The sequence below is a fragment of the Vibrio sp. Vb0667 genome (assembly GCF_033391095.1).
In genome coordinates this window covers 1-1,081 of record NZ_JAWPOL010000359.1, presented here as the reverse complement: position 1 = coordinate 1,081, position 1,081 = coordinate 1, and the positions used below count along the sequence as shown (strand labels likewise).

General features: G+C 45.7%; 1 protein-coding gene and 1 pseudogene. Both read right to left on the bottom strand.

Features of this window, described 5'->3' with window-relative positions; translation table 11 throughout:
* Positions 1–701 (bottom strand): annotated as a pseudogene (locus R8269_RS25905) (AAA family ATPase); the annotation flags it as partial.
* A gap of 62 nt (positions 702–763) precedes the next feature.
* Positions 764–1,081, bottom strand: a 318-nt coding sequence (locus R8269_RS25900) for an A24 family peptidase (RefSeq protein WP_318223001.1), incomplete at its 5' end; no start/stop codon positions are given.

The following is a 1,081-nucleotide window of genomic DNA, read 5'->3' as shown; positions in this document are numbered from 1 at the left end:
TAATGCGTTTCCAACTTAACGAATACTTGAGAATGGGAGTTGTCTAAACGACGGTGATGGTGCTCGGAAAATACTTTGATGATGTTGCCATCAGCATAAATAGCGTAAGGAATGAAAACCGACGTACTCATCGCATTCAAAACACGCGCAGCCACGTAACTCTTACCAGTACCAGCATGCCCGTATAGCAGCATTGCTCGACCTGAGTTAATCGCCGGGCCAAGCACTGGAATTAAATGCTCGGAGCCAAATACATCGGACAACGCACGCTCCACATCAGCGCGCATGATCGGGTTTTTACGCAGATCTTGCCCTTCCACAACCGTCCAATAATCTTCCAACGACACAGGAACTGGGCCAATGTAGGGATCTTTTCGATAAGCAATATCCGCCTCAGCCAAACCAAATTCGGTAAGGCTATATCGAACATTAGAATACGAATGACTTAGTTTGTCTGACGCAGGCTGATACACCTCAACCCAACTGCGTTTTCTCAACTGCGCGAGTGCAAGCTCAACGATGTTTGAAACCACACACAAACGTTGAGTCAGTTCAACTAAATCACATTTGGGATAAGCAGCCAGATGTTTCAGAACTAGGTTTTCAACGACTGAAGCTGGGATCCCAAGACCTTCCACTGCGGAAGGCACCTTTGGTGGATTGATTTGTGGCACTAGTTTTTCCCAATACGCAGAGCCCATCATACTTCCCCTCTTGAAGTTGCCTAGTCAACTGATGTCGTATGTTTTTCTATTTATAAGTATTAGTGCGTGTAGGAGAAATAAGCTAATCCGATTACGATTACAGGCGCGAAAGGAATCACTAGTGGCTTATTAGACCTAAAGCCTGGTGTAACTTTTTCAATGCAGTAGCCCTTGACCTGATGAGTTAGAGCAACGCTCGTTGAAGCAATGTGCAGCATCAAATAAAAGATGCCAACAATACCCCCTGCGAGAATAATTCCGATAGACGCTTCCCACAGATTACTCAGTCCCAGCCATGCCCCTATGACGGTGAGTAATTTAACGTCTCCTCCAGCCATTGCTTTAATGAGGTAGAGTACAAAGCACACTGCAAACGC